We start from the raw sequence: 24,931 nt of genomic DNA on the forward strand, positions 1-24,931 counted from the left end.
GAGCATAATTTATGTGGTATTTTGCCTGGATACTAGGAACGCTTCTTGCTTGTTCGCTGGGAATTGTTACTGCCCTGGCGCTTGAGCAGAGTGAAGCAAGCAAAGCGGTGAAAGATAAATCACAATGAGTCGTCTTGTTGATAATCTCTATCGTTTAATGGACAAAGGCCCGTTTCGGGCCTTTTCCCTGATCATGGCGCTTTTGCTGGCTGGGTGCGTGTTTTGGGAACCGGCACGTTTCGCTGCCAAAACCAGTTCTCTTGCTGTTTGGCAAGGTTTTTTACTGGTTTGGGCCGTGTGTGCTGGTGTCGTCCATGGGACGGGTTACCGACCGCAACGATTGCGGTGGCGAGCTATCTTCTCTCCTCTTCCTGCATTTGTGATTCTTGCCTCAGGATTGTATTACTACTTCTTGTAAACGAATCTTTAATTCCTTTTTGTTATGGGTTGTAAACAACCCATAATTATTTACTTTCCTGTACATACTTCCGATTCCAAACACCATCCCTCTTGCGTATAGTAACGAAGTTTATCGCATTGCTGGGATGTAAAGTGAGTAATAAGGTGTTCCGCTGGCCAGTACGCGTCTATTTTGAAGACACTGATGCAGGTGGGGTAGTTTACCACGCCCGTTATGTTGCCTTTTATGAAAGGGCTCGGACAGAAATGTTGCGTAAGCATGGTTTTTATCAGCAGTCGCTATTGGAAGAACACATTGCTTTTGCTGTTCGTAAAATAGCAGTGGAGTACCTTGCTCCAGCGCGTCTTGACGATTTGTTGGAAGTGCAAAGCGAGATCGTTTTGATGCGTGGAGCTTCTCTGACTTTCGCTCAGCGTATTCTCAATTTACATGGTAGTGTGCTAAGCCATGCTGAGGTTTTGATCGCCTGTATCGATCCACATCAAATGAAGCCGATTGCGCTTCCTAAGTCTATTGTCGCGGAGTTTAAGCAGTGACTGACATGAATATCCTTGATTTGTTCCTGAAGGCTAGCCTTCTGGTTAAACTTATCATGCTAATTTTAATCTGTTTTTCTATCGCTTCCTGGGCAATCATCATTCAGCGTACGCGTATTCTGAATGCGGCGGCTCGTGATGCTGAAGCATTTGAAGACAAATTCTGGTCGGGTATTGAATTATCACGTCTTTATCAGGAGAGTCAGACTCGCCGGGAAAGTCTGACGGGAACAGAACAAATTTTTTATGCCGGCTTTAAAGAGTTTGCTCGCCTGCACCGGGCAAACAGCCATGCGGCAGAAGCTGTGGTTGAGGGTGCATCCCGTGCGATGCGTATTTCCATGAATCGCGAACTGGAAAGTTTGGAAACGCATATTCCGTTTTTGGGTACCGTGGGTTCCATTAGCCCCTATATCGGGCTTTTCGGTACTGTATGGGGGATCATGCATGCTTTTATTGCTCTTGGTGCGGTAAAACAGGCAACGTTGCAGATGGTGGCTCCGGGCATCGCCGAGGCATTGATTGCCACGGCTATCGGTTTGTTTGCTGCCATCCCGGCTGTGATGGCATTTAACCGCCTGAATCAGCAGGTAAACAGGCTCGAGCAGAATTACGATAACTTTATGGAAGAGTTTATTGCCATCCTGCATCGTCAGGCATTCTCCAGCGAAAATAGTCGTTAATCAGGAGGATAGCATGGCACGTGTACGTCGTGGTCGCCGGGCGCTGAAGTCCGAGATTAATATTGTTCCATTGTTGGATGTATTGCTGGTATTGCTGCTCATTTTTATGGCGACGGCACCGATTATTACCCAAAGTGTGGAAGTCGATTTGCCGGATGCAACAGAGTCAAAAACGGTTTCCAGCAATGACACCCCTCCAGTGATTGTTGAGGTATCTGGCGTCGGGCAGTACAGCTTGGTCATTGATCATAATCGTATGGAGCAGTTACCGCCGGAGCAGGTTGTAGCAGAAGCGCAGTCCCGCTTATCGGCGAATCCCAAAACGATATTTTTGATTGGCGGAGCGAAAGATGTTCCATATAACGAAATTATCAAAGCATTGAATTTGTTACATCAGGCTGGTGTGAAATCTGTAGGCTTGATGACGCAACCGATTTAAATAGGTTGGTTTGTTAATGAGCGTTAGTCATTTTTCTGGCAACACTGTTTTTGGAAACCACTTGTGCTAAAGGCAAACGAACAAAACGACAAGTTAAAACGTGCCGTAATTGTCTCGGCAGTTTTGCACATCATTCTGATTGTGTTGCTGGTTCTGAGTTCATCGAACCAGAATATGGATGCTAGTGGCGGCGGCGGCGGTTCATCGATTGATGCGGTCATGGTCGATCCCAATGCGGTTGTTGAACAATATAACCGCCAGCAACAGCAACAGACCGATGCCAAACGTGCTGAACAGTTACGCCAAAAACAAGCTGAACAGCAGGCTGTCGAGTTACAGGAAAAACAGGCAGCTGAGCAGCAGCGTCTGAAAGAGTTGGAGAAAGAACGCCTACAAGCTCAGGAAGAGGCTAAAAAGCAGGCTCAGCAGCAGGCTGAACAACGTAAACAAGCAGAAGAAGCGATACTGCAAGCCAAAGAACAGCAAAAACAAGCTGAAGCGGCAGCCGCCAAGGTGAAGGCTGAGGCTGAACAGCAGGCGAAAGCAGCGGCGGCAGCGAAGAAACAAGCTGAAGATGAAGCCAAGAAACAGGCAGCAGCGGAAGCGAAGAAAAAAGCGGAAGATGTTGCCAAGGCAAAAGCAGCAGAGTTAGCAAAACAAAAAGCGCAAGAAGAAGCAAAAGCCAAGGCAGCAGCAGCCGTAGCAGCCAAAGAAAAAGCCGCGGCAGATGCAGCCAAAAAAGCCGAAGTGGCAGCCGCCAGGAAAAAAGCGGCTGAAGAGAAAAAGAAAGCGGCTGCTGAAGCGGCTAAACAAGCCAATACTGTTGATAATTTGCTAGGTGGTCTGGCTTCTTCGAAGAATGCCCCCAAAAGTGGTAGTAGTGCGACGGCAAATGCTGGTAATGCACCCGCTGGTGTTGGCAACAACAAGAAAAGTGGTGCTTCTGGTGCTGCACTTGACAGCTATGGCAGTCAGGTCAGAACAGCTATTCAGAGTAAATTCTATAATTGGGAGTCATATAAGGGGCGTACTTGTACATTACGGGTGAAATTGGCGCCAGATGGTTTACTGGTTGATGTTCAGACTGAAGGTGGCGATCCCGCTTTATGTCAGGCCGCTATTGCTGCGGCTAAGCAGGCCAGAATTCCTAAGCCACCTAGCCGGGAAGTGTACGAAGCTTTTAAAAACGCGCCGATAGATTTTAAACCGCAATAATTATGTCACTTACCAGTATGGGTTTGAGACTATTACTATGGTAAGTGGGCTGGGTTATAGTGTTTTGTTGATATTGGTTTGTTGAGATTCTGCTGTTTATCATAGGTTAATAGCCTGGATAAGGGAGATAAAATGAAGCAGGCATTTAAAGTTGCGTTGAGTTTTTTAATGCTGTGGGCATCTGTACTACATGCAGAAGTGCGTATAGAAATAACCCAGGGTGTCGACTCTGCACGCCCGATTGGTGTTGTTCCGTTCAAATGGGTTGGCCCTGGTGCTGCGCCGGCAGACATTGGTGGCATTGTAGGGGCGGACTTGCGTAACAGTGGGAAATTCAATCCAATTGATCCGAGTCGTATGCCTCAACAACCAGGAAGTGTTGCTGAAATCACGCCAGCGGCATGGACTGCACTGGGTATTGATGATGTGGTTATTGGCCAGGTTCAACCGAGTGCTGATGGGTATGTAATTTCCTATCAGCTTGTCGATGTTTCCGGCAGCACGGGTAACGTCCTGTCACAAAACCAGTTTAAGGTAACGAAACAATGGTTACGTTATGCGGCACATACCGCCAGTGATCAAATATTTGAAAAACTGACCGGTATTAAGGGCGCGTTCCGTACCCGTATTGCTTATGTGGTTCAAACCAATGGCGGTAAATATCCCTATGAGCTGCGTGTAGCTGATTATGATGGCTACAACCAGTTTGTCGTTCATCGCTCTCCTGAACCTTTGATGTCACCAGCCTGGTCGCCGGATGGCAGCAAACTGGCCTATGTAACGTTTGAAAGTGGTCGCTCGGCATTGGTTATCCAAACGCTGGCTAATGGGGCTATCCGTCAGGTCGCTTCATTCCCTCGTCACAATGGCGCACCCGCATTCTCTCCTGATGGCACTAAATTGGCGTTTGCACTTTCCAAAAGTGGAAGCCTGAATCTGTATGTCATGAATTTGAGTTCTGGACAGATTAGCCAGATAACGAATAGTCGCAGTAATAATACGGAGCCGACTTGGTTTCCAGATAGCCAGACACTGGCCTATACTTCTGACCAGACCGGGCGTCCCCAGATATACAAGATTAGCGTTAACGGTGGACCGTCTCAGCGTCTGACGTGGGAAGGGCCTCAGAATCAAGAGGCGGAAATCAGTAATGATGGTAAATTTATGGTGATGGTGAGCACTAACAATGGTGCTCAACACATTGCCAAGCAAGATCTGGTAACGGGCGCTGTTCAAGTATTAACGGACTCGTTCCTGGACGAAACGCCAAGTATTGCGCCTAACGGTACCATGGTGATCTACAGTTCTGAACAAGGATTGGGATCCGTGCTTCAGTTAGTCTCGACTGATGGACGTTTCAAAGCGCGCCTTCCGGCTACTGATGGACAGGTTAACTCTCCTGCTTGGTCGCCGTATTTATAAATGCAAACAAATATGTATAACCTATTCAAAGGACATAAAAATGCAATTCAATAAAGTACTGAAAGGCCTCATGTTGGCTTTGCCGGTGCTGGCCGTTGCCGCATGTAGCTCTAATAAACATGCTAACAATGACCAATCGTCTACGGACGGAACGGGAATGGGAATGGAAAACAATGGCAATATGTCATCTGCTGAACAGGCTCGCTTGCAGATACAAAAATTGCAGCGCAACAATACCGTTTACTTTGATCTGGACAAGTATGATATCCGCTCTGACTTTGCGCAGATGCTGGACGAGCATGCTGCCTTCCTGCGTAATAATCCGTCTTACAAAGTGACTATCGAAGGTTACACGGATGAACGTGGTACTCCAGAGTACAATATCGCGTTGGGTGAACGTCGTGCTAACGCGGTACAGATGTATTTGCAAGGTAAAGGCGTTTCGGCTGACCAAATCTCTATCGTGTCTTACGGTAAAGAAAAACCCGCTGTTCTGGGTCATGATGAAGCGGCTTACGCTAAAAACCGTCGTGCTGTCCTGGTATATTAAGAGAATCGCATGAACAGTAACTTCAGACATCATCTGTTGAGTCTGTCGTTACTGATTGGCGTAGCGACCCCTTGGGTCGCTACTGCCCAGGCACCAATCAGTAATGCCGGCTCCGGCTCGATAGAAGATCGAGTCATTGAACTTGAGCGTATCTCTAACGCTCGTGGTCAGCTTTTAACCGAACTTCAGAAACAAGTCTCGGCGACTCAAGACGAGATTGATAGCTTACGTGGCCAAATTCAGGAAAATCAGTATCAGTTGCAGCAGGTTGTTGAGCGACAGAAGCAAATATATCAACAAATTGATGGACTGAGTTCCAAAGGGGGACAGTCGCCTTCTGCGGCAGCGGGAGGCAGCGCAGCAACGACACCTGGTACTGGCGCTGGCGCAACAAATACCAGCAGCACTTCTCCGGCCTCTGTGCCTGCCAGCTCAGGGGATGCAAACAGCGATTATAATGAAGCCGTAGCTTTAGTGCTTGAAAAAAAGCAGTATGATCAAGCTATTGTTGCATTCCAAAATTTTATCAAGAAATATCCTGATTCTACTTTCCAGCCAAATGCCAACTATTGGCTTGGACAACTGTATTACACCAAAGGTAAAAAAGACGATGCGGCATATTATTTTGCTAATGTTGTCAAAAATTATCCTAAATCCCCCAAAGCATCTGAAGCGTTATTCAAGGTTGGGGTAATCATGCAAGAAAAAGGTCAGCCAGATAAGGCAAAAGCAGTATATCAGCAGGTTATTAAAATCTATCCCAACACTGAAGGCGCCAAACAGGCACGGAAGCGTTTGGCGGCTTTGTGATTCTTTCCGGTAAGCACAAAAATCACTCATCTCGTGTGATTTTTGTGCTTTATTGCGTGAAGAACAAGCAGTCGGACCTTTTGGGTGGAAAATAGGTTGCACTGAGAAATTATATTAGTAATATATGCCGCCGTTGCCAAGGCAAGACTGAATCGCTAAAGCAGCAGTAAATTTGGGTCGTTAGCTCAGTTGGTAGAGCAGTTGACTTTTAATCAATTGGTCGCAGGTTCGAATCCCGCACGACCCACCAAATTTCAAGAAATGCTATTTTTTCTTTGCAGAATTCCGCATTGCGGGTCGTTAGCTCAGTTGGTAGAGCAGTTGACTTTTAATCAATTGGTCGCAGGTTCGAATCCCGCACGACCCACCATTTCAAATTACTCTGGTTATCTTTATTCCATCAAAACGGCATGTTGCACATATCGTGTGGGTGGGAACCTGCGTTCAGGTTCGAGCCGAGCGAAAGCGAGACAACAACGCGATAGCGTTGGCCCGAAGGGTGAGGCCAAAGGCCGAATCATCCCGCACGACCCACCATTTCAAATTACTCTGGTTATCTTTATTCCATCGAAACGGCATGTTGCACATATCGTGATGGTGGAACTGCGCACGAATTGCAGTCCTGTAAAACTGGCACCGCTCACAACAATCCTCTGCAAGGAGAGTCTGTGTTGATGCCAGCCATGCGTGATCTACCTCTGACTGTGTCTAATTGCCGAGTTACCGGCCGGATTGGGTGCCCTCCAGCGCCTCTGCCGGGGTCCAGTTGCCATGCAGTGACATGCGTAGACGGAAGAACCTTGATGCGGGCGACAGGGCCGGTAGCTATCTTCAGCGAGTCCAGCACCACTAATTCGGTATCGTTGCCGTGGAGATGATTTAGCAACGCGATCACATAGCCATCGCCCTCGGGCGCATCTGGTGAACGGGGAACGAAAATCGGTTCCTGAAAGCACTGCGCATTACCGGGATACCAGGTTTCAGTCTCGCTGGTCCTTACGTTGACATGGGCAAGCTGGTTGAAGAACTGAAATGGCCGTTCGCCCAGTGTCTCGTCGAAGGGCAGGGCCGGGTCGAAGGCAAGGACAAAACCGTGCTCATATGGCTTGCCGGTGAAGCGTTCATCACAGCGGGGGAACTCGCAAGGGAACGATGTGAGAGGTTGTGGCTGGAGAGTTTGTTGGCCAGTCCCTGATTCTCCCGGACCGTTGAGATTGAATGTCCATCGCATGAGCTGCGAACTCAAGCCCTCTGGCAAGGGAACGGAACCGTCGGCCTGTGGGAAGAAATAAAAGACGTTGCTGTTCGTTACCGGTATGTCGACTCGTAGTAAACCATCCTCCTTGTAAGCGTTGAGGGTATGCCCCTGGAAGCCGTCCTTCGGTCCGTGGAACCACATAACATCCTCACTGCTGCCGTCACGCGGTAGGACACCGAAGCGTTGTGGCAGGTCCGGCTGCCAGCGGATCGTTGGTGTAGATGTTGCGGTAGATGCCGTTGAGGGAACGTCGCGCCTTCCATTGTGCCTTCAGCCTGTCAGTCTGAACGTAACAGCGGCGCAGGCTGACGTGGCCGTTCTCGAATTTGAAGGCTGATACAAGCCCGTCACCGTTGAAGAAGATGTCTTTGCCCCGCATCGGCGGATAATAGGAATCCGGCGAGACCTGAAAGAAGGTGTCTTTGATCTGGGGCGGCAGCTTGCCTCGCGGCAGAGTCGTACGCTGGTACGTTTGGAGATGAGGTTGATGTGGTTTGATCTTGGTTCTTCGTTGCCATCATTTGGCTGGCGGCTGCGAGACATTCCTGAGCGGCCAGAAAAATTGCGCTCTGTGGCTTCGTGAAATAGAGCAGTCTTGCCAAAGCGTTGCGTAGATTTTGCCGCATGGCCTTGGCAGACGCGGCGTCCCGATTTTTAGAAAGTTGCAAGGTTAGTCGGACGATCCTCCTCGCTAACAGCATGCTACGAACAGACGGTGTGGCTGGAAGGATGATCCAGAACGTCGCCACGGCGATCATCACACCAACAATTAAGGCTGCTAGAGCGTTATTAGTTGAGCAAGGAAGCCCTGTTCGGGACGTTTGTGCACGAAACGCTCCCGCTGGCAAAGTGAGCTACGGTAGCTCAGTGGCAGCGTGTCGAATGGAGGACATGCCGCTAATCATCTGATATGGCCGCTGTTTGTCACGCAATCGACGTCGACAGTCGTCGATTGCCGAATAGACCGACAAAACAAAATGCTATTCCTGATCAGTATCAGGTATTACCCTTTTTCCTGGCTTGCCGGCTGCCTGTTTGCGTTATAATGACTGTTTCATCCTTCTGTTTAATCTCTCGGGATTTTACTGTATCTGAAATACTCATGTAGTAGTCAGACAAGCCCACAAGTAAGGTCGTTTAATGATTGGTCCATTTATTAATGGTTCTGCCATTTTAATCGGTGGCGGCTTCGGTGTTTTATTGCGTCGTTTTATCCCCCAACGTATGCGAGATGGTTTGCCGCCTGCATTTGCAATGGTTTCTATTGCCATGGGAGTAACGTTAGTTGTGAAGGTTCAACAACTTCCGGCAGTGGCATTGTCTATTGTCATCGGCGTGGGTATCGGCGAGTTGTTACGTTTAGAGTTGGGTGTACAGAAGGCAGGTATTTTTGTTGAGCGGACGTTGAGTCGGTTTGTACCACCACCTGAGCATAGATTACCTCAGGACGTCTATTCGCAGAACTTTACGGCGTTAATTGTATTGTTTTGCGCCAGTGGTACAGGCGTGGTAGGCGCATTGACGGAAGGTCTGACGGGAGATTACCAACTCCTCATAATTAAATCGGTATTGGATGTTTTTACCGCACTCATTTTTGCTACTACTCTGGGGATGGCGGTCATGTCTATTGCTATTCCTCAGTTCATTGTCCAGATGCTGTTATTCTTTTCAGCCAAACTGATTATGCCTGTGATGACGGTTATCACGATGGGGGATTTTTCTGCTTGCGGTGGCATTATCATGATGGCTGTGGGATTGCGTATTGCTCAGATAAAAACGTTTGCTGTGGTAAATTTCCTGCCTGCACTGATACTCATCATCCCGTTGTCGTTGTATTGGCATCAGTTATTCGGTTAATTACTGTTATCGCTGGCCTTTATTCCGGGTCAGCTTTTGTTATTCCCCCATAATATCAATCAATAATACCTTTCTGCCGATTATCGTTTTAATCCAGTAAACAAATTTCACCCATACTGGGAAAAATAAAGCGACTTTATCGCTTTTCTACGGTAATTTGTTTAGGATACAAAACAAGTGGCCCAATGATGATGTTAGGGGCTAATGTAACCGTGCGGAATTTATCATGAGCCTATTCTTAGATAGCCAAGAAATCGATTATCCCTTTCCTGTCAAACCCAAACCACTTTCAGTTGATGAAAAGGTGCATTATCGCGACCAAATAAAGGCGCTGTTGATTCAACGGAATGCCGTGCTGGTAGCGCATTATTATACCGATCCGGAAATTCAGTCATTAGCGGAAGAAACCGGGGGTTGTGTCGCCGACTCGCTGGAAATGGCGCGTTTTGGTAATACACATCCGGCCTCCACGTTGATTGTGGCTGGCGTAAGGTTTATGGGTGAAACTGCCAAAATTCTTAATCCTGAGAAAACGGTATTGATGCCGACACTGGATGCTGAGTGTTCGCTGGATTTAGGGTGTCCGGCTCAGGCATTCAGTGATTTTTGTGATAATCATCCGGAACGCACTGTGGTGGTTTACGCCAACACATCGGCAGAAGTAAAGGCTCGCGCTGATTGGGTGGTAACATCCAGCATTGCTGTGGAGCTGATCGATCACCTCGATAGTCTGGGTGAAAAAATCATCTGGGCACCCGATCGTCACCTTGGGCGCTATGTACAGAAGCAAACGGGTGCTGATGTATTGTGTTGGCAAGGAGCCTGTATTGTTCATGATGAATTTAAGAATCAATCACTAAAACGCATGAAGGCGCTTTATCCGAACGCTGCTGTTCTGGTGCATCCTGAGTCGCCGCAAAGCGTAGTGGATATGGCTGATGCGGTGGGGTCGACCAGCCAACTTATTCAGGCAGCTAAACGGTTACCCAATCAAGAGCTTATTGTGGCGACTGATCGGGGTATCTTTTACAAAATGCAACAAGCATGTCCGGATAAAACCTTATTAGAGGCACCAACTGCTGGCGAGGGCGCGACGTGCCGTAGTTGTGCGCACTGTCCGTGGATGGCGATGAATGGACTACAAGCGATTACCACTGCGTTGGAAAACGGTGGTGTAAACCATGAAATTCATGTGGATTCACTGGTGCGAGAACGTGCGCTGCTTCCGTTGAACAGGATGCTCGATTTTGCTGCTAAACTCAGGGGGTAAGCAGTAAACATAGCTGATAACTCGTTGACTTATTTCTGTGTAAATGTGGAAAGAACCCAGCATCTGGCACCATGTTGTTCAGTGAAAAAAACAAAAGGCTGAAGCCGATTATGGCGTGAAATATCTCACTGAATGTCACACGGCCGTGTTTTGCTGGTAATTGGTTTGAGTAACAACAAGGGACTGGTAAACAGCGTTTTTATTCGGAGTAAAGAAAATATGGATTTTTTCAGTACCAGCAACATTTTGGTTTATATCCCTCTGGGAACAAATGGTTACGCCCTTTCTTGGGTAGAAGCGTTGGGAACCATTTTTGGTTTGTTATGTATTTGGCTGGCAAGTCTGGAAAAAACCATTAATTACCTGTTTGGCCTGATTAATGTCACCTTGTTTGCGCTGATTTTTTTTCAGATTCAACTCTACGCCAGCCTGCTGCTGCAAATCTTTTTCTTTGGTGCAAACCTGTACGGCTGGTATGCCTGGAGCCGGAAAACCAGTAGTCATGAGTCGGAGCTGAAGATCCGTTGGTTGTCGTTGCCGCAAACACTGGTATGGGGAGCAGTATGTGTTGTCGCTATTGGGTTGATGAGCGCCTATATTGATCCGGTTTTTGCAGTATTATCATCCATCGCCGTTTCTTTGATGCAGTCGGTAGGGATTGATGCGCAATTGCCACAGTTGCAACCGGATGCATTTCCATTCTGGGATTCCACAATGACGGTTCTTTCCATCGTGGCGATGGTGCTAATGACGCGTAAATATGTTGAAAACTGGTTGTTGTGGGTGGTGATTGACGTTATCAGCGTAGTGATATTCGCTTATCAAGGGGTATATGCCATGTCGTTGCAATATGCCATTCTGACGCTGATCGCGCTCAATGGTTCCTGGCTGTGGATTAAAGGAGCGCGGGAGAATCACTCCCAACCGTTGGCGCGTACCTTGTGACCAGAAAGTTGTGACCAGAAAGTACAGTGACTAATGATGATGGTGATGATGTTCCATTGTGTGCTGGATATGGCAATGGTTGTCATCACACTGCTGATATTCCATTTGAATCGTAACATGTTCTATCTGGTAATGCTCAAGCAGGTAGTTTTGAATCTGTAGCAGCAGCGCATCATGATCGTAAGGTGGGATCACCTGAGCATGAAGCGTCATTAATGGTTTTTCGCCAACTTGCCACAAGTGTACATGATGAATGTTACGCACTTCCGGGATATCCAGTTGTAGTCTCTTTTTTAGCTCATCAACATCAATTTTGTCAGGCGTCCCTTCCAGCAATTCATGAATGCTCTCTTTCATTAATGACCAGGCGCTGCGCAATACTAATCCAGATACCAAAATTGACAAAATAGGGTCAATTGGTGTCCAGCCGGTAAACATGATGATGAGTGCCGCGGCAATCGCCCCGACAGAGCCGAGTAGATCGCCCAGTACATGTATTGCGGCCGCCCGTACATTCATATTCTTTTCATCACTGCCGTGATGCAAGAGCCAAAACGCTACTATATTGGCAAGCAAACCGCTGATAGCAATCAGCAGCATCAATGTACCGGCAATAGGGTGTGGATGATAGAAACGTTGGATGGCTTCCCAGAAAATAAAAAAGGTAATGGCTAACAGTGTGATGGCATTGACAAAAGCGGCCAGCGTGGTCAAACGTAGATAGCCGAAAGTGTGGCGATCTGTGGGATTCCGCTGGGCAAAGCGTACCGCCAGCAGTGCAATCAATAGTGCTGCAGTATCTGTCAGCATATGTCCAGCATCGGCCAATAGCGCCAAAGAGCCAGATAGAAAACCGCCGATGGCTTCAGCCACCATGAATAGGGCCGTAACGATAAAAGCCGCCAGCAGGCGTCTACTGCTGCCTTGCCCCGCGGAATGTGAATGAGTCATAGTTCGTCCTGAGTTACCAATCACCAGTGGTATATCCGTTTTACTTTACTGTAAATGTAAAGGAAAACCTATGCCTGCTTAATACATTGGAAAGCGTGTGAATTTGCAAAAATTGCCTTATGACGCAGGAGATTATGCAAAATCGAATGATTTTAGCGTCATTGTTTCGTCTTCTTGACTTATAATAGCCAGCTTGCAATATGCACTACGCCTTTTATGACTGTAGTTTTTACCCCTGGGACGTGCGTTGACGATGGGTTAAGCGTATCGTTTCAGATCGATGGAACCACTATGAATTACCAAAATGACGATGTGAGAATTAAAGAGATTAAGGAACTTCTACCGCCAGTTGCCCTGCTGGAAAAATTCCCGGCAACAGAACGTGCCGCTGAAACCGTTTTTCAGGCACGGACTGCAATTCACAAAATACTCAATGGCAATGATGACCGGTTACTGGTAGTGATTGGACCTTGCTCCATTCACGATACTAAAGCGGCCAAAGAATATGCTGATCGCCTGCTCAAATTACGGCAGGAATTGAGTGATGATCTTGAAGTGGTGATGCGTGTCTATTTTGAAAAACCACGGACTACAGTCGGTTGGAAAGGGCTGATTAATGACCCACACATGAATCACAGTTTCCAGATTAATGACGGCTTGCGTATTGCCCGTCAGTTGTTACTGGAGATTAATGATTCTGGTCTGCCTGCCGCCGGTGAGTTTCTGGATATGATCACGCCACAATATCTGGCTGATCTGATGAGTTGGGGAGCGATCGGCGCACGCACCACCGAGTCTCAGGTACACCGAGAGCTGGCTTCTGGCCTGTCCTGCCCGGTTGGATTCAAAAATGGTACTGATGGCACGATTAAGATCGCTATTGATGCCATTAATGCTGCCAGAGCGCCACATTGCTTCCTGTCGGTAACCAAATGGGGCCACTCTGCCATTGTCAGTACCAGCGGTAATCATGATTGTCATATTATCCTGCGTGGCGGTAAAGAGCCGAATTACAGTGCGGATCATGTTCAGGCAGTCAAAGTCGGCCTGGAAAAAGCGGGCCTGCCTCCACAGATAATGATCGATTTCAGTCATGCTAACAGCAGTAAACAGTATAAAAAACAGATGGATGTTTGTGATGATGTCAGTCACCAGGTCAGCAGTGGTGAAAAAGCCATTGTGGGTGTAATGGTGGAAAGCCATCTGGTGGAAGGTAACCAGAATCCGGAAAGCGGTGAGCCGTTAGTCTATGGCAAAAGCGTTACTGATGCCTGTATTGGCTGGGATGATACGGAAAACTTGCTACGGCAACTAGCGGCGGCAGTACGTCAGCGCCGTGGCTGATGTAAGGAAAGTAAAAAGACCACCCCCTCTGGAGGTGGTCTTTTTATTTGGTAGAATTACTTCGCTTTACCCTGATTGGCTACTGCTGCGGCTTTGGCCGCAATTTCGTCAGCGTTACCCAGATAGTAATGTTTGATTGGTTTGAAGTTTTCGTCAAATTCATAAACCAGCGGTACACCGGTCGGAATGTTCAGCTCAAGAATTTCATCTTCGCCCATGTTATCCAGGTATTTGACTAGCGCACGAAGCGAGTTGCCGTGAGCAGCAATAATAACGCGCTCACCGGTCTTGATGCGAGGCAGAATGGTTTCGTTCCAGTAAGGAACCACTCGCTCAATCGTTAGTGCCAGGCTTTCTGTCAACGGCAGTTCTTTGTCGCTCAGGGAAGCATAACGTGGGTCATGTCCCGGGAAACGTTCGTCATTACGGGTCAGTTCCGGTGGTGTAACGGCAAAACCACGACGCCATTGCTTAACTTGTTCATCACCATATTTTTCTGCGGTTTCGGCTTTGTTCAGACCTTGCAGAGCACCGTAGTGACGCTCATTTAATTTCCAGCATTTTTCTACTGGCAACCAGACTTGGTCCAGTTCATCCAGTACGCTCCATAAGGTATGAATGGCACGTTTCAGCACGGAGGTATAGGCAAAATCGAAGGCATAACCTTCTTCTTTCAGCAATTTACCGGCCTGTTTGGCTTCGGTGTGGCCTTTGTCAGATAGATCAACATCCATCCAGCCGGTGAAGCGGTTTTCGTTGTTCCACTGGCTTTCGCCGTGTCTCACCAATACCAGCTTAGTTACAGCCATAGCTTAACTCCTTCAGATCCTAAGATTTCTATGATTACTGTCCGCATTATATGGCGGGAGGGCGGTTATCGGCAATCGCTAGTCGTTGCTCTACCTGATTTATTGCCAGCAGTGGTGGCGCGAAAACAGATAGGCTTGAACGATTCAGCTTGTGGGTTTCCTGTCACAAGACGGTACAGAAGTAAAACACGGACGGGATAACCAGCATGAACAGTAATGACGATCTCCATCATGCCACCTATTATGGGGCGGCGATACATCACACAATTTTTGAGCCGCAACCAGCTCCCCATATAATCGTAGGCAAAACACCAGTCATAGTGATGGCTACGGTTATCATTTTAGGGTGAACACGCACTATATTGCTTTCTCGAATGTCAATCTGCCAACTGGTGTCGACGGCGTGTTCACCGCTTTTTTGGTGCATTAGCAGTGAATCTTTAAACTTGTTGCTGCATGTCTGGCAAGCAGAAAATTGCACCAATTTGTAAAGAGCCAGCCATCGTACTTCTGGCCCGAAGAGCGAGTCAGTCAATAAAGGAATTCATAGACTGTCAGGGAGCGGTAGAGTTTGCCCGGTTTTAACCAGCAGTCGGGTTGCGGCCAGTCAAAGTGATTGGGGCTGTCCGGCAGAAATTCGCTTTCCAGCGCAATACCGCCGTAATTTTCATAGTGGCCGCCTTCGCGGTTGGGTGTGCCGTCAAGGAAGTTTCCGCTGTAGACCTGTAACGCTGGCGCGCTGGTGTAGACGCACATTTGTATCTGTCCGTCAGATGACCATAGGTTAGCTGCCGGGCTTTCTGTTGAGCCACAAGTGCGGTGAAGAAGGAACGCATGGTCGTAACCGCCCACGGCTTTTTGATCTTCATCGGATAAAAAGTCTTTAAACAATGTCTTGGGCTGGCGGAAATCCATGCTACTACCATTTACCTGACGCAATTCATTGTCAGGGATACCCTCACTGTTCACTGGCAGGAAGTAGTCGGCAAATAACTGGAGTTTATGTTCACGCACATCCATATTATGGTCATCAAGGTTAAAATACGCATGGTTGGTCATGCACACCGGACAGTGTTTTTCCACTACTGCACGGTACTCGATTTCCAGAGCATTCTTTTCGGTCAGGTGGTAGGAAACTTGTACATTGAGATTGCCGGGAAAACCCTGATCGCCATCCGGTGAATTCAACTGATAAGAGACCTGATTATTGTCTTTATGAAGGGTTTGCCAGCGCCGAGTGTGAAATCCTTCTGGTCCCCCATGAAGCTGATGGCTTCCCTGATTGGCAACCAGTGGAATAATATCGCTTCCCTGGCCGATAGTGGCATTGGCAATACGGTTGGCATACCGACCCACAGAGGCACCAAGGTAAGCATTCTGCTGCGGATATTGTTCTGGCGCACATCCCAGCAATACGTCGCGGATTTCACCGCTGGCTAGCGGTAACAGGCATGAGAGCCAGGTGGCTCCCCAATCCATCACACATACACGCATACCGGCACGGTTTTGCAATACGGTCAGTTGAAACGGCTGACCATCGGGTGCCATTGTTGATTCTGCTTCATTCAACATAACCTGCTCCTGATGATGCCTGACAAATATAACAGGTAGGTTGTAGCCCTGTTTTTAGCGGGTACTCTCGCATCACCGCATTTTGTACCGCTTCAACCTGATGTTGTGGGATCAGTGCCACAATACAGCCACCGAATCCACCACCGGTCATGCGGACACCACCTTCATCACCGATCACCGATTTGACAATATCAACCAGGATATCAATCGGGGGCACGGTAATTTCAAAATCATCCCGCATGGACGCATGGGAGGCGGCCATTAACACCCCCATCTGTTGTAGATTGCCATTGGTCAGAGCTTCCGCTGCCGCCAGTGTGCGGGTGTTCTCAGTGATGACATGGCGTGCCCGTTTGGCAACCACCGGGTCTAGTTGTGCTGCGGCTGCCATAAATGTGGCTTCGCTGACATCACGCAATGCGGGAACCTGGAAATAGCGGGCGGCGGCCTCACACTGCTCGCGCCGGGTATTGTATTCACTGCCCACCAGACCACGTTTGACGTTAGAGTTGATAATGACTACCGCTACATTATCCGGCATGGGCACCGCACGTGTTATCAAGGAGCGACAGTCGATCAATAACGCATGACCTCGCTGGCCCGACGCGGAAATCAACTGATCCATAATGCCGCAGTTGCAGCCAACGAACTGATTTTCCGCTTCCTGACCATTTAATGCCAGTGCCACATTATCCAGTGGCAGATTGTACAAGGCCTGTAACGCTTTTCCGACAGCAACTTCCAGTGACGCCGACGAGCTTAACCCTGCTCCCTGAGGAACATCACCGCTGATCACCAGATCAGCGCCGCCAAAGGCATCGCTGCGCTGTAACAGGTGTTTTATCACCCCGCGAACATAATTGGCCCATTGCCAGGTCGCATGCGGCTGGATGGGTGCATCAAGAGAAAATTGATCCTGTTGGCCGTCATAATCTATGGCAATCGCCCGTATCAGCCGATCATCACGTTTGGCGATACTGATGGTTGTGGAGTAATTAATCGCGCAAGGCAACACGTAACCGTCGTTATAGTCGGTATGTTCGCCAATCAGATTGACACGACCGGGAGCCTGTACAGTGAGTGTCGCAGGGTAGGAGAACTGTTGTTGAAAAAACGTCTGGGTACGTTCGGATAAGGTCATTATTATCAGGCTCCTGAATCACGATAATGGACATCACTGACCATCCGCAGCCGCTCGGCGGCCTGTTCCGCGGTCAGATCGCGTTGAGTTTCTGCCAGCATTTCATATCCCACCATAAATTTGCGTATCGTGGCGGAACGGAGCAGCGGCGGGTAAAAGTGGGCGTGTAACTGCCAGTGACGTTGATCATCCTGGTTAAAGGGGGCTCCATGCCAGCCCATTGAATAAGGAAAGGAGGTATGGAACAGGTTGTCATAACGGCTGGTCAGTTTTTTAAGGGCAATGGCCAGGTCGTGACGCTGTTCCGCATTGATATCCGGCAAGCGCAGAATATGAGCCTTGGGTAATAGTAACGTTTCAAATGGCCAGGACGCCCAGTACGGCACGACCACCAGCCAGTGTTCGGTTTCCAGGACATGGCGTACTTGTTCTTGCTGTTCGCGGTTCAGATAATCAACCAGCAACGGTATGCCGTGCTGATGGAAGTACTCCCGCTGCATCCGATCTTCCCGCTCTGCTTCGTTGGGCAGAAAATCGTTGGCCCAGATTTGCCCATGTGGATGCGGGTTAGAGCAGCCCATGGCCGCACCCTTGTTTTCGAATACCTGTACCCATGGGTAGTGTTTGCCCAGTTCTTCACTTTGCTGTTGCCAGGTGATAATCACCTGTTCCAGTGCGGGTACTGGTAGTTCCGGCAGACTTTTACTGTGGTCGGGGGAAAAGCAGACTACCCGGCTGGTGCCGCGTGCGCTTTGACAACGCAACAACGGATCATTGTTGCTGGGAGCGTCTGGCGTATCCGACATCAGGGCGGCAAAATCGTTGGTGAAAACGTATGTACCCTGATAGTCCGGATTTTTGTCTCCGGTCACACGGGTGTTTCCCGGGCAAAGGAAACAGTCAGGGTCATACCGGGGAAGCTGTATCGGGGATACTGACTCCTGCTGTCCTTGCCACGGGCGTTTGGCACGATGCGGAGAAACCAGCACCCATTGTCCGGTTAGCGGGTTATAACGACGGTGTGGGTGTTCAACAGGATCAAAATGTACCATGTGATACCTTTTTTATTATCAACCAATAAAACCATTGGGATGGTTCGACTGCCAACGCCAGGCGTCGGCTACCATCTCATCCAGTGAACGGCTCACACGCCAGTGAAGGTCTCGGTTGGCTTTTTCCGCATCAGCCCAGTAAGCGGGCAGATCACCGTCACGGCGCGGTGCAAAATGGTAAGGAATCGGTTTGCCACAAGCTTTTCCAAAAGCTTCAACCACTTGTAGTACGCTATAGCCGACACCTGCCCCCAAATTGTAAATATGTACGCCAGGTCGTTTATGCAAAATATTCATGGCGGCTACGTGGCCATCAGCCAGATCAACCACGTGAATGTAATCACGGACGCCAGTGCCATCCGCGGTGGGGTAGTCGTTACCAAATATTGTTAATGATTCGCGGCGGCCTACAGCGACTTGCGCGATATACGGCATCAGGTTATTGGGGACACCTTGCGGGTCTTCTCCCATGTCACCTGATGGATGGGCGCCGACCGGATTGAAATAGCGCAGCAGGACAATGCTCCAATCTGGCTCTGCCCGTTGCAGGTCCTGCAGAATTTGCTCCACCATCAGCTTGCTGCGACCATAAGGGCTGGAGGGCGTGCCGGTAGGAAAACTTTCGTGATAAGGAATTTGCGGCTGATCACCATAAACCGTGGCGGATGAACTGAAGATCAACGTGTTGACCTCCGCTTTTTTCATCGCTTCCACCAGCGTCAGCGTACCGTAGACGTTATTGTCGTAGTAGTTGATGGGTTCACGCACTGACTCGCCCACCGCTTTCAAGCCGGCAAAATGAATGACGGCATCAATGACATGCTGCGAAAAAATATCATCCAGTAAGTGACGATCTCGAACATCACCCTGATAAAAAACCGGTGTCTGACCACTCAATTGTGCGATGGTATCAACCACACCGGTTTTACTGTTACACAGATTATCTAAAATAATCGGCTGATGGCCCGCTGCGATTAATTGTACGCAGGTATGACTCCCTATGTAACCGCTTCCACCAGTAACCAATACCTTCATAATGACTCCCGCTGTGGTGAATTAATTGAAAAGTAACATGTGTGAACATTTAAAACGGTGATCAGTGCAATAGTAATGCGTATTTTCTGGGACAGCATCATATTATTATCCTGCTGATTGCTTGTTTTCCATTCTACCCGTTAGAAAAGAAAAATAAATGGTAACGTTACCATTTTAAGACTCACGAACAGCATTCATGGATCTGAGATGATGGTTAGACTAAATTCAGGTCTTCAAATTGATAATCATAATGTCCGTTATGGTGTGGGATAAATGTCAGTCGATGGGTGATGCACTGTGGCGCATCTTCAGCGTGGTGTGATACAAACAACAACTGGGTATCACCTTCACCGATCAAAATATCCAGCCAGCGGCGTATGAGCTGGCGATTAAGAGGATCTAACCCCTGTAACGGCTCATCCAGAATCAATAGCGCAGGATGTTTAACCAACGCACGAACAATGAGTACCAACCGCTGTTGGCCCCAGGACAGTGACTGAAATGGCGCATCGGCCACCGTGTCAGAAAATCCCAGTAATGCTAGCCATTGTGTAGTGAGGTGACGCTGGCGATCAGATATGGCCTGATAGATACCGATAGAATCGAAAAAGCCGGAAAGAATTACGTTGCGCACACTAATACTGACCCGGTAATCCAGGTGCAGACTGCTGCTGACATAACCGATATGACGTTTGATTTCCCAGATGGTTTCCCCGCTGCCGCGTCGACGGCCAAACAGGGTTAAATCGTTACTGTAACCCTGTGGGTGATCGCCGGTTATCAGACTTAGCAATGTTGATTTACCGGCACCATTTGGACCCACAATCTGCCAATGTTGATCGGGCAGAACTTCCCAGCTCAGATCATTCAGAATCAGACGGTCGTTATATTGAACAACACCATTACGCAAGATGATTCGTGCCTGGTCTGCCGGTAACATCGGTTGCTGCCGGGGGTCTTCCGGTTCCGGCAGGGTCGTGGCCAGATCCTTTTCACTATGGGCCAACTGCGCCACCAGAACATCGGACATGATTTGTTCACGTTCGCCCTGTCGGGTGAGAGTACAGTCAGCCAGAATGCCGACCTGATTCACAAAATCTGGAATATCCTCAAACCGGTTGATAATTAGCACCAGCGTGTAGTCTTGCGTGACCAAGTCGGCAAGTAGCGCCGTTAATTGGGTTCGGGAAGTGACGTCAAGACCATCGAAGGGCTCGTCCAGAATCAGCAGATCCGGTTGTAACATCAATGCCTGGCACAGCATGGTTTTACGGGTTTCGCCGGTAGACAGATATTTAAAGCGCTGTTCCAGTAAATGAGAAATACCAAATTGGGTAGCCAACTGTACACAACGGGCCGGATCCAGCATGTTGTCCTGAATGACTTCAGCAGTTGTGCGGCCGGTATCGTCTTCACCCACGCTGAGCATATCGGTGTTATTACGTTGCCATTCCTGCGACACCAGTTGCTGAAGCTGTTCAAAGGAGAGTCTGGCTACGCGCTGGAAATTGCACTGACGCTGACCATCCAGTGCCGCAAGGTCGCCGGACAAGGCACGGGCCAGCGCGGATTTACCGCTGCCGTTGGCACCGACAAAGGCCCAGCATTGATCATGCTGAATTGTCAGTTCATCAAGACGTAACATGCGGGTATCACTTAAGCGAAACAATGCCTGGTGGATGTGCAGTAATGACATGTCTACTCCGTTTTAGAGGTAATCCGCTCTTTAGACGAATTACGATATCTTCTTTGCTTGTCAATGTGTGAACGTGTGGTGGCGCATCAGCATAGCGTGGCGATAATCACCTGATCAGCATTAAAACAGGCGTTGACTAGCTGATTCGTCTGTAAACCCAACTGTTCAATAACTGTGTTGGCGACGGTGGCACATAAGGTTTCTCCCCCGTTGAGAGCAAGTAATACTTCACTATGATCTTCCCCAGGTTGTAAGTGAGTAATGCGCCCTGATAACACATTGTCTGCTGTTGGTACCGGGGCAGAAAGGGCGGTGATATTTACCCAAGGGGCTTTAATCAGCACCAGAACTTCCTTACCACTGGTTAGTTGCAGACGGTCTGCGCTTTGTTGGGTAACAGCCGCCTGAATGCGCGTCTGCCCATCAGCCAATAATATTTCCAGATGCTGCTGTACCTGTTGCTGGCTGCGTGCCAGTACGGTACCGAAAAACTGGTTACGGGCGCTGGTTTGCAGTGAAAAACGGGCAATGGCCGCCAAAAGACTGTCCAGCGGCAGATTATCCTGCTGAAGTACGTCAAAGGCTTTTTGCTGAATCTGTTCCAGCAAATCATAGAGCTGGAGTAAACGTTCACCATAGCGAGTCACCTGGGCACCACCGCCGCCTTTCCCACCGGTCATACGCTCGACCAGTGTTTGTTCGGCCAATTGGTTCATTTCATTAATGGCATCCCAGGCGCTTTTATAGCTGATACCCGCCAGTTTCGCCCCTTGGCTGATCGATCCGGTTTGTTTAATCCGCTTGAGTAAGGCGATACGCCGGGGATCAGCAAACAGGCGTTGCTGGAGTTTGAGTGTGAGAAGAATTTCTGCTTGCATGGCGGAATGTCCGTGAAAGAAGCGGTTAACAGCTTGTATTGTCGCTATTTTCCCCCGAGGGAGCAAATCGCACTAATGGCCGTATTATTTTTGTTCGTTCAGGTAAACTATGCCACTATGATGATAGTGAGAAAGTTTACTATATAATCTTGAGTATTGAGCTGTGTTCAATATACAGCCGTTGCAATAAGTGAGGTAGATATGTTGGAGTTATTAGAAAGCCTGTTGTTCGCGATTGCGATGGTGCCATTGATGATGGCGCTGATTCTGGGAGCCATTTATGGGTTGGGAGAGGCCTTTAATGTGTTCTCCGGTATTGGGCATGACAAAGAAAATACTATCCATAAATAATCTGTAGGATTCCTTTCTGTTTCCAAAACGTCTGGCATATTGCCGGACTTTTTTTTGGAGGATCATTTGTATAAAACAGATGAAGTTTTATTTTTTATCGTTATATTAGCCCTTACACAACGATAAATATTTTGGGAGAAAGCAATGCAGCAACAATGGACTAAATGGCTGGCGGCCTTGACGTTGAGTTTCAGTATTACTGCAACCGCATCTGCGGCAGAAGAGAAAATAACTGTTTTTGCAGCTGCATCGTTAACCAATGCGTTACAGGACATTGCAACGCAGTATCAACAGGGGAAATCGGTTTCTATCGTCACTTCTTTCGCTTCGTCATCTACGCTTGCCCGGCAAATTGAGCAAGGGGCACCTGCCGATATGTTTATCTCTGCGAATCAGCAATGGATGAATTATGTGCAGAATAAACAACTGATGGATAATAACAGCCGTTATACGTTGTTGAGCAATGATCTGGTGGTTATCGCGCCTAAATCGGCCACGATAAAAGGGGTTAAAATTGATGAAAATACTAACTGGAAAAGTCTGTTGAAAGGTGGTCGTCTGGCGGTAGGCGATCCTGATCATGTGCCAGCAGGGATTTATGCCAAGGAAGCACTGCAAAAACTGAAAGCCTGGGACACCCTCTCACCGTTGATGGCCAGAGCCAATGATGTGCGCGCGGCCATGATGCTGGTAGAACGGGAAGAAGCACCATTGGGTATTGTCTATGGTTCAGATGCGATAGCCAGCAATAAAGTCAAGGTGGTTGGTATATTCCCGGCAAATACCCACAAACCGGTGGAGTATCCTATGGCCATCGTGAAAGGTCATAATACTCCGGCGGTGAAAGCATTTTATGATTACCTGAAAACGCCACAGGCTGTCAGCGTGTTTGTTCGTTATGGATTTACACCCGTTAATGTTGCTAAGTGATTATGAATGGCAGGCCGTCGAACTGAGTCTTAAAGTTTCGGTTGTGGCGGTCGTGTGCAGCTTGCCGTTGGGAATACTGATAGCATGGATTTTGGTTCGCTGTCGTTTTCCGGGAAAATCGTTATTGGATAGTGTTATCCATTTACCACTGGTGTTACCCCCAGTGGTGATTGGTTATCTTTTACTGGTTGCGATGGGACGGCGTGGTGTTATTGGGTCATGGCTCTATGACTGGTTTGGCTTCAGCTTCAGTTTTAGTTGGCGCGGGGCAGCCTTGGCCTCTGCCGTAGTGGCTTTCCCTTTGATGGTCAGAGCTATTCGCCTGGCGCTGGAAGCCGTCGATACCCGGCTGGAGCTGGCAGCCCGCACACTAGGTGCCAATCCCTGGCGGGTATTTTTTACGATTACACTTCCTCTGATGTTACCCGGTGTTATTGTTGGCACTGTGTTGGCTTTCGCTCGCTCGCTAGGTGAGTTTGGTGCCACCATCACTTTCGTGTCCAATATTCCCGATGAAACGCGCACTATTCCACTGGCTATGTACACATTGATTGAAACACCAGGGGCAGAAATGCAGGCCGGGCGGCTATGTGTTATTGCGATTGTCCTTTCGTTGATATCGTTGTTGCTGTCGGAGTGGCTGACACATTGGAGCCGACGGCGGTTGGGGGGATAATGCTACAACTCGATATTAACCAGCAATTGGGTGATTTAACGCTCAGGGTGAAAGCGAACCTGCCAGCCAATGGTATCACGGCTATCTTTGGTGTTTCTGGTGCCGGGAAAACCTCATTGATTAATGCTATCGTCGGGTTAACACACCTTGATGAAGGGTATATTCAGCTTAATGAGCGGGTGCTAGTGGATACCCGGCAACGTGTTTTCCTGCCACCGGAACAGCGCAAAGTTGGTTATGTTTTTCAGGATGCGCGCTTGTTCCCACACTACCGTGTGCAAGGAAATCTGCGTTATGGCATGGCAGCATCTATGCGTCGTCAGTTCGATGATATCGTCCAGTTATTGGGTATTGAACCGTTGCTCAAGCGCTATCCGATGACACTCTCTGGCGGGGAGAAGCAGCGAGTAGCCATCGGCCGAGCTCTGCTGACGGCACCCGACCTGTTACTGATGGATGAACCATTGGCCTCGCTGGATTTACCCCGCAAGCGCGAGCTGATGCCTTATCTGGAGCGGTTGTCAAAAGAGGTCAATACGCCGATCCTGTACGTCAGCCATAGCATGGAAGAGATTTTACGGTTAGCTGATCGCGTTTTGGTGCTGGATAAAGGGAAGGTGAAGGCACAAGGTGAACTGGAAGCTGTCTGGGCTAGTAACGCGTTGCGTCCGTGGTTGCCGCGCGAGGAGCAAAGCAGCATTATGAATGTCACCGTTCTGGAACATCATCCTCGCTATGCAATGACCGCATTGTCACTGGGTGAACAGCATCTGTGGGTGGGTAAAATTGATTCGCCACTGAATGTGAAGCAGCGTATCCGTATCAATGCTGCCGATGTATCACTGGTGACGGAACGACCAAAGGTCAGCAGTATTCGTAACGTATTGGCGGCCAAAGTGCTGGAATGCATTGATGTTGGTGAGCAGGTGGAGGTTAAGCTGTCGATCGGTGATCAGGTGCTGTGGGCCCGTATTACCCCTTGGGCACGGGATGAATTGGCACTACATCCTTATCAATGGCTGTATGCACAGATAAAAAGTGTATCGATAACACCGTAGTCCTGGTGATTTCCTTTCCTGCCTGCGTGTTC

At 48.6% G+C, this 24,931-nt stretch carries 26 protein-coding genes, 2 tRNA genes and 1 other RNA gene; 20 read left to right on the forward strand and 9 right to left on the reverse strand.

Annotation, left to right across the window (positions count from 1 at the left end; all coding sequences use genetic code 11):
* Positions 1-11: 11 nt before the first annotated feature.
* From cydX to PCO85_07430, 12 genes are all read left to right on the forward strand, one after another.
* Positions 12-128 carry a cytochrome bd-I oxidase subunit CydX gene (gene cydX, locus PCO85_07375; protein ID WJV55222.1) on the forward strand — a complete coding sequence of 39 codons (117 nt, stop codon included), beginning with the start codon at positions 12-14 and terminating at the stop codon, positions 126-128.
* Entirely contained in the window at positions 125-418 is a 294-nt protein-coding gene (ybgE, locus tag PCO85_07380) for a cyd operon protein YbgE (protein ID WJV55223.1), read from the forward strand. Before cydX ends, ybgE begins: the two co-directional genes overlap by 4 nt.
* A gap of 134 nt (positions 419-552) precedes the next feature.
* Positions 553-957: a tol-pal system-associated acyl-CoA thioesterase gene (gene ybgC, locus PCO85_07385; GenBank protein WJV55224.1), complete on the forward strand. Its 405-nt coding sequence runs from the start codon at positions 553-555 to the stop codon at positions 955-957.
* Entirely contained in the window at positions 954-1,640 is a 687-nt protein-coding gene (gene tolQ / locus PCO85_07390) for a Tol-Pal system protein TolQ (protein ID WJV55225.1), read from the forward strand. Before ybgC ends, tolQ begins: the two co-directional genes overlap by 4 nt.
* Positions 1,641-1,653: 13 nt before the next feature.
* A complete protein-coding gene (gene tolR, locus PCO85_07395) occupies positions 1,654-2,079 on the forward strand; it encodes a colicin uptake protein TolR (protein WJV55226.1) in 426 nt (141 codons plus the stop codon).
* A gap of 63 nt (positions 2,080-2,142) precedes the next feature.
* Complete coding sequence (gene tolA / locus PCO85_07400) at positions 2,143-3,294, forward strand: cell envelope integrity protein TolA (protein WJV55227.1); 1,152 nt, start codon at positions 2,143-2,145, stop codon at positions 3,292-3,294.
* 132 nt (positions 3,295-3,426) lie between these two features.
* Positions 3,427-4,716 carry a Tol-Pal system beta propeller repeat protein TolB gene (tolB, locus tag PCO85_07405; protein ID WJV55228.1) on the forward strand — a complete coding sequence of 430 codons (1,290 nt, stop codon included), beginning with the start codon at positions 3,427-3,429 and terminating at the stop codon, positions 4,714-4,716.
* Between the two features lie 40 nt (positions 4,717-4,756).
* Positions 4,757-5,266, forward strand: coding sequence for a peptidoglycan-associated lipoprotein Pal (pal, locus tag PCO85_07410; protein ID WJV55229.1), 510 nt, complete (start codon positions 4,757-4,759; stop codon positions 5,264-5,266).
* A 9-nt stretch (positions 5,267-5,275) separates the two neighbouring features.
* Complete coding sequence (gene cpoB, locus PCO85_07415) at positions 5,276-6,076, forward strand: cell division protein CpoB (GenBank protein ID WJV55230.1); 801 nt, start codon at positions 5,276-5,278, stop codon at positions 6,074-6,076.
* Positions 6,077-6,250: 174 nt separating this feature from the next.
* Positions 6,251-6,326: transfer RNA gene (locus tag PCO85_07420), tRNA-Lys, on the forward strand.
* Between the two features lie 44 nt (positions 6,327-6,370).
* Positions 6,371-6,446: transfer RNA gene (locus PCO85_07425), tRNA-Lys, on the forward strand.
* 40 nt (positions 6,447-6,486) lie between these two features.
* Positions 6,487-6,613, forward strand: a non-coding RNA gene (locus tag PCO85_07430) — RtT sRNA.
* Between the two features lie 103 nt (positions 6,614-6,716).
* Here PCO85_07430 and PCO85_07435 read toward each other — a convergent pair.
* Positions 6,717-7,526 carry a carotenoid oxygenase family protein gene (locus PCO85_07435; GenBank protein WJV56023.1) on the reverse strand — a complete coding sequence of 270 codons (810 nt, stop codon included), beginning with the start codon at positions 7,524-7,526 and terminating at the stop codon, positions 6,717-6,719.
* A 948-nt stretch (positions 7,527-8,474) separates the two neighbouring features.
* Between PCO85_07435 and PCO85_07440 the strand changes: the two genes are divergently transcribed.
* The 3 genes from PCO85_07440 (at position 8,475) to pnuC (ending at position 11,406) form a co-directional block, all read left to right on the forward strand.
* Complete coding sequence (locus tag PCO85_07440) at positions 8,475-9,191, forward strand: DUF554 domain-containing protein (GenBank protein ID WJV55231.1); 717 nt, start codon at positions 8,475-8,477, stop codon at positions 9,189-9,191.
* 226 nt (positions 9,192-9,417) lie between these two features.
* A complete protein-coding gene (gene nadA, locus PCO85_07445; protein ID WJV55232.1) occupies positions 9,418-10,461 on the forward strand; it encodes a quinolinate synthase NadA in 1,044 nt (347 codons plus the stop codon).
* A 219-nt stretch (positions 10,462-10,680) separates the two neighbouring features.
* The gene (gene pnuC, locus PCO85_07450) at positions 10,681-11,406 is read left to right on the forward strand and encodes a nicotinamide riboside transporter PnuC (GenBank protein WJV56024.1); all 726 of its coding nucleotides are present in this window, start codon (positions 10,681-10,683) and stop codon (positions 11,404-11,406) included.
* A gap of 30 nt (positions 11,407-11,436) precedes the next feature.
* On the opposite strand, the gene zitB is transcribed toward pnuC, so the two are convergent.
* Entirely contained in the window at positions 11,437-12,357 is a 921-nt protein-coding gene (zitB, locus tag PCO85_07455) for a CDF family zinc transporter ZitB (protein WJV55233.1), read from the reverse strand.
* A gap of 291 nt (positions 12,358-12,648) precedes the next feature.
* Here zitB and aroG point away from each other — a divergent pair, with 291 nt between their 5' ends.
* The gene (aroG, locus tag PCO85_07460; GenBank protein ID WJV55234.1) at positions 12,649-13,701 is read left to right on the forward strand and encodes a 3-deoxy-7-phosphoheptulonate synthase AroG; all 1,053 of its coding nucleotides are present in this window, start codon (positions 12,649-12,651) and stop codon (positions 13,699-13,701) included.
* Positions 13,702-13,757: 56 nt separating this feature from the next.
* Here aroG and gpmA read toward each other — a convergent pair whose 3' ends face one another.
* From gpmA to modE, 7 genes are all read right to left on the reverse strand, one after another.
* Positions 13,758-14,510, reverse strand: coding sequence for a 2,3-diphosphoglycerate-dependent phosphoglycerate mutase (gene gpmA / locus PCO85_07465; protein ID WJV55235.1), 753 nt, complete (start codon positions 14,508-14,510; stop codon positions 13,758-13,760).
* Between the two features lie 531 nt (positions 14,511-15,041).
* Positions 15,042-16,082: a galactose-1-epimerase gene (galM, locus tag PCO85_07470; protein WJV55236.1), complete on the reverse strand. Its 1,041-nt coding sequence runs from the start codon at positions 16,080-16,082 to the stop codon at positions 15,042-15,044.
* On the reverse strand, positions 16,072-17,223 hold the full coding sequence (galK, locus tag PCO85_07475; protein ID WJV55237.1) for a galactokinase: 1,152 nt from the start codon (positions 17,221-17,223) through the stop codon (positions 16,072-16,074). The genes galM and galK overlap by 11 nt, the downstream gene beginning before the upstream one ends.
* A 5-nt stretch (positions 17,224-17,228) precedes the next feature.
* Positions 17,229-18,275: a galactose-1-phosphate uridylyltransferase gene (galT, locus tag PCO85_07480; GenBank protein ID WJV55238.1), complete on the reverse strand. Its 1,047-nt coding sequence runs from the start codon at positions 18,273-18,275 to the stop codon at positions 17,229-17,231.
* 18 nt (positions 18,276-18,293) lie between these two features.
* Positions 18,294-19,310, reverse strand: coding sequence for a UDP-glucose 4-epimerase GalE (galE, locus tag PCO85_07485; GenBank protein ID WJV55239.1), 1,017 nt, complete (start codon positions 19,308-19,310; stop codon positions 18,294-18,296).
* A 214-nt stretch (positions 19,311-19,524) separates the two neighbouring features.
* The gene (gene modF, locus PCO85_07490; protein ID WJV55240.1) at positions 19,525-21,006 is read right to left on the reverse strand and encodes a molybdate ABC transporter ATP-binding protein ModF; all 1,482 of its coding nucleotides are present in this window, start codon (positions 21,004-21,006) and stop codon (positions 19,525-19,527) included.
* Between the two features lie 86 nt (positions 21,007-21,092).
* Positions 21,093-21,884 (reverse strand): molybdenum-dependent transcriptional regulator, encoded by a 792-nt coding sequence (gene modE, locus PCO85_07495; GenBank protein ID WJV55241.1) that lies wholly within the window; start codon positions 21,882-21,884, stop codon positions 21,093-21,095.
* 201 nt (positions 21,885-22,085) lie between these two features.
* On the opposite strand from modE, the gene PCO85_07500 reads away from it, so the two are divergent.
* The 4 genes from PCO85_07500 to modC all read left to right on the forward strand — a co-directional run bounded on the left by PCO85_07500 (position 22,086) and on the right by modC (position 24,899).
* Positions 22,086-22,235, forward strand: coding sequence for an AcrZ family multidrug efflux pump-associated protein (locus PCO85_07500; protein ID WJV55242.1), 150 nt, complete (start codon positions 22,086-22,088; stop codon positions 22,233-22,235).
* Between the two features lie 144 nt (positions 22,236-22,379).
* On the forward strand, positions 22,380-23,165 hold the full coding sequence (gene modA / locus PCO85_07505; protein WJV55243.1) for a molybdate ABC transporter substrate-binding protein: 786 nt from the start codon (positions 22,380-22,382) through the stop codon (positions 23,163-23,165).
* Entirely contained in the window at positions 23,152-23,841 is a 690-nt protein-coding gene (modB, locus tag PCO85_07510; GenBank protein WJV55244.1) for a molybdate ABC transporter permease subunit, read from the forward strand. Before modA ends, modB begins: the two co-directional genes overlap by 14 nt.
* Positions 23,841-24,899: a molybdenum ABC transporter ATP-binding protein ModC gene (gene modC / locus PCO85_07515; protein WJV55245.1), complete on the forward strand. Its 1,059-nt coding sequence runs from the start codon at positions 23,841-23,843 to the stop codon at positions 24,897-24,899. The genes modB and modC overlap by 1 nt, the downstream gene beginning before the upstream one ends.
* Positions 24,900-24,931 lie beyond the last annotated feature (32 nt).

Origin of the sequence: Prodigiosinella aquatilis, from assembly GCA_030388725.1 — a bacterium.
Classification (GTDB): Bacteria; Pseudomonadota; Gammaproteobacteria; order Enterobacterales; family Enterobacteriaceae; genus Prodigiosinella; species Prodigiosinella aquatilis.

Bases quoted from the DNA above. Each gene is read 5' to 3' on its own strand.
- cydX (WJV55222.1), top strand. From the start codon at position 12: ATGTGGTATTTTGCCTGGATACTAGGAACGCTTCTTGCTTGTTCGCTG.
- ybgE (WJV55223.1), top strand. From the start codon at position 125: ATGAGTCGTCTTGTTGATAATCTCTATCGTTTAATGGACAAAGGCCCG.
- tolR (WJV55226.1), top strand. From the start codon at position 1,654: ATGGCACGTGTACGTCGTGGTCGCCGGGCGCTGAAGTCCGAGATTAAT.
- tolB (WJV55228.1), top strand. From the start codon at position 3,427: ATGAAGCAGGCATTTAAAGTTGCGTTGAGTTTTTTAATGCTGTGGGCA.
- pal (WJV55229.1), top strand. From the start codon at position 4,757: ATGCAATTCAATAAAGTACTGAAAGGCCTCATGTTGGCTTTGCCGGTG.
- cpoB (WJV55230.1), top strand. From the start codon at position 5,276: ATGAACAGTAACTTCAGACATCATCTGTTGAGTCTGTCGTTACTGATT.
- PCO85_07440 (WJV55231.1), top strand. From the start codon at position 8,475: ATGATTGGTCCATTTATTAATGGTTCTGCCATTTTAATCGGTGGCGGC.
- nadA (WJV55232.1), top strand. From the start codon at position 9,418: ATGAGCCTATTCTTAGATAGCCAAGAAATCGATTATCCCTTTCCTGTC.
- pnuC (WJV56024.1), top strand. From the start codon at position 10,681: ATGGATTTTTTCAGTACCAGCAACATTTTGGTTTATATCCCTCTGGGA.
- zitB (WJV55233.1), bottom strand. From the start codon at position 12,357: ATGACTCATTCACATTCCGCGGGGCAAGGCAGCAGTAGACGCCTGCTG.
- aroG (WJV55234.1), top strand. From the start codon at position 12,649: ATGAATTACCAAAATGACGATGTGAGAATTAAAGAGATTAAGGAACTT.
- gpmA (WJV55235.1), bottom strand. From the start codon at position 14,510: ATGGCTGTAACTAAGCTGGTATTGGTGAGACACGGCGAAAGCCAGTGG.
- galM (WJV55236.1), bottom strand. From the start codon at position 16,082: ATGTTGAATGAAGCAGAATCAACAATGGCACCCGATGGTCAGCCGTTT.
- galK (WJV55237.1), bottom strand. From the start codon at position 17,223: ATGACCTTATCCGAACGTACCCAGACGTTTTTTCAACAACAGTTCTCC.
- galT (WJV55238.1), bottom strand. From the start codon at position 18,275: ATGGTACATTTTGATCCTGTTGAACACCCACACCGTCGTTATAACCCG.
- galE (WJV55239.1), bottom strand. From the start codon at position 19,310: ATGAAGGTATTGGTTACTGGTGGAAGCGGTTACATAGGGAGTCATACC.
- modF (WJV55240.1), bottom strand. From the start codon at position 21,006: ATGTCATTACTGCACATCCACCAGGCATTGTTTCGCTTAAGTGATACC.
- modE (WJV55241.1), bottom strand. From the start codon at position 21,884: ATGCAAGCAGAAATTCTTCTCACACTCAAACTCCAGCAACGCCTGTTT.
- PCO85_07500 (WJV55242.1), top strand. From the start codon at position 22,086: ATGTTGGAGTTATTAGAAAGCCTGTTGTTCGCGATTGCGATGGTGCCA.
- modA (WJV55243.1), top strand. From the start codon at position 22,380: ATGCAGCAACAATGGACTAAATGGCTGGCGGCCTTGACGTTGAGTTTC.
- modB (WJV55244.1), top strand. From the start codon at position 23,152: ATGTTGCTAAGTGATTATGAATGGCAGGCCGTCGAACTGAGTCTTAAA.
- modC (WJV55245.1), top strand. From the start codon at position 23,841: ATGCTACAACTCGATATTAACCAGCAATTGGGTGATTTAACGCTCAGG.